2 protein-coding genes are annotated in these 2,592 nt (G+C 68.2%); both read left to right on the top strand.

Annotated elements, in window-relative coordinates; translation table 11 throughout:
- Positions 1 to 70 precede the first annotated feature (70 nt).
- The gene (locus ABGA94_RS01235) at positions 71 to 748 is read left to right on the top strand and encodes a hypothetical protein (RefSeq protein WP_005415096.1); all 678 of its coding nucleotides are present in this window, start codon (positions 71 to 73) and stop codon (positions 746 to 748) included.
- A gap of 16 nt (positions 749 to 764) precedes the next feature.
- Positions 765 to 2,417 carry a CsgG/HfaB family protein gene (locus tag ABGA94_RS01230; protein ID WP_111126875.1) on the top strand — a complete coding sequence of 551 codons (1,653 nt, stop codon included), beginning with the start codon at positions 765 to 767 and terminating at the stop codon, positions 2,415 to 2,417.
- Positions 2,418 to 2,592: the final 175 nt, after the last annotated feature.

Genomic DNA, 2,592 nt, shown 5'->3' with positions numbered 1-2,592 from the left:
CGGCATCGCCCCGGGGCTCACCGATTCCCCACGTGCCGCACCGCGGCCGTCTCTCCCAAAGGACTCTCACATGATCCGCAATACCGCTCTTGTCCTGGCCATCGCGGCCGCCACCCTGTCGATGCCGGCGCACGCTGGCCTGGGCAAGCTGAAGGACCTGGCCGGCGCCGCCACCGGTACCTCCAGCAGCAGCGCCTCCAGCGCCGCCGCACCGGATGAAGCCGCGCAGGAAGCACTGGTGCGTCGTTTCGTCAGCTCGCAGTCGCACTCGCTGCAGGCCCAGACCTCGTTCGCCCGCGCCTTCGGCCTGGCCGAGCAGGTGCAGCTGCTGGAAGCCGAGCGCCAGGCGCTGTCGTCGGGTTCGGTCAGCGTCGATGCGATGAAGAAGTCGGTGTCGGTCAGCGAAGCCGCCCAGGCCGCGATCGACGAGCGCCAGGCCGCGCAGCCGGAGCTGAACGCTGAATCCAAGCAGCACTATGCCGAAGGCCTGGTCTCGCTGCTGGCGTCGGCTGCCGAAGCGCAGAAGCTGGGCGGCGAAGCCAGCAACTTCACCGCCGGCATGAAGAACCTGGGCGCCACCCAGATGGCCACCGTCGGCCGCAAACTGGCTGCCGGTGCATGGGTGGCCAAGGAATCGCCGGGCTTCATCCAGGGCCTGTACGGCTCGACCAAGTCGGCCGTGACCTTCGCCAAGAAGAGCAAGGTGAAGGTGCCGTCGAACGCCGATTCGATGCTCGACTCGATCTGATCCGAGGATCAACCCCATGCGTACAACCTCCCGTTTGATCGGCCTGGGCCTGGCCGCCGTGCTGCTTGCAGCCTGCGGCAAGCAGGACACCCCGGCCGCCGATGCGCCCACACCCGCCAAGGACAAGGCAACCAGTGCACTGGCCAGCAATGCGCCAGTGGAAGCAGCGCCCCTGCGTGGCACGCCGGATTTCGGCGGCACCACCCAGGTCGCGCGCGAGGCCGACGGCATCGGCAGCACCCCGGAACTGGCGGTGCTGGCGGCGCTGCAGTCGGCGGTGGCGCAGGTCAACGGTGTACGCGTGGCCAGCCAGATGCAGGGCCTGCGCGCAGGCCTGCATGTGGACGTGGATGACGAACACGTCGGCGATATCCGCGCCGACGCGTTCACCCAGCAGATGATCGCCGGCTCGCAGGGCGCGGTGCTGGGCTATGAAATCCTGTCGCAGGACGAAGTGCGGCAGCTGGACGAGGAAACCATCGCGCGCGTGCGCGCCAGCGATGAAGGCTGGAGCTTCAAGGGTTCGGCCTCTGCCAGCGCCTCTGGCGAAGCCACGGCCAAGGGCGGCGGTGCCTCGGCCAGTGTCAAGGAGCGCTACGACGAGAAGGTCAGCGTCGATGCCAAGCGTGGCGCAAGCTCGTTCGATTCCGACGTGACCCACCGCAGCATGCGCAGCTACTGGAAGGTACGCGTGCGTGCCCAGATCGCCCAGTACCGCGCACCGGACGAGCAGGGCAAGCCGAAGATCGTGGTCGCGCTGCCGCGTACGAAGGCCGGCAGCTATGCCGTGGGCGATGGCCGCGTGAGCGCCGATGAAGTGGCCGACGCGATCCGCGCACGCCTGTCCGACACGCTGACCCAGACCCAGCGCTTCATCGTGCTGGATCGCGAGTTCGGCGACGAACTGCAGGCCGAGATCGACCACATCAACAGCGGCAACGTGCGTTTGCAGGACACTGCCCGCGTCGGCCAGCAGCTGGCGACCGACCTGATCCTGATCCCGACCATCGAACGCTTCGAGTACCCGCGCAGCGTGCGCAACCTGCGCATGTCCGACCGTCAGGTGACCTCATACTCCGGTGGCGGCCGCATCACCCTGCGCCTGGTCAACGCCACCACTGGCCAGGTGGTGATGTCCGACAGCTTCGATCACCAGTTGGCCTCGACCGGCCCGAGCACCCTGCCGCGTGTGGTCAACGGCCGCAACATGGCTGCGGCGATGATGGAATCGCTGTCCGGCCAGATCGGCACCAGCATCGTCACCACGCTGTTCCCGGTGTCGGTGGTGTCGGTGGACGGTGACCAGGTGGTGCTGAGCCAGGGCGGTGACACCGTGCAGGCCGGCCAGCGCTGGCAGGCTGTGCGCCTGGGCGAGGAACTGAAGGACCCGCAGACCGGCCGTTCGCTGGGCCGCAGCGAACACCCATGCTGCACCATCCGCATTGACCGCGTGGCTGCACAGACCTCGTACGGCACCATCGAAGACGGCGTTGACGCGATGCGCGGCGGCTTCCGTCCGGGCCAGATCGAACTGCGCCAGAAGCTGGGCAGCAAGCCGGCTGCCGCCGCTGCTGCGGGCGCGACCGCCCCGGCTGCAGCCGCCGCCCGCCCGGCCGCCAAGCCGAAGCCCAAGCCTGCTGCCGCCCCGGCCGAAGACCCGAACTGGTAACACGCCAAAGCAACACACAGATGGGGTCAGAGCCCTTTCCCGCCGGGAAAGGGCTCTGACCCCTTCGTGTTTCCGTCCGTGTTGACCAAGGTCGACACCCACCAACAGCAGCAGAGATCTGTCGAAGGCGGGGTGGGTCCGGTTGCGGGGGTGTCCGCGGCATGAATGCCGCGGC

It is taken from the genome of Stenotrophomonas sp. 3diitr2024 (assembly GCF_042136455.1).
In the GTDB taxonomy this organism is placed as follows: Bacteria; Pseudomonadota; Gammaproteobacteria; order Xanthomonadales; family Xanthomonadaceae; genus Stenotrophomonas; species Stenotrophomonas sepilia.
Note: the sequence above shows the minus strand (reverse complement) of the source record. Positions and strands in the feature narration are given on the sequence as shown.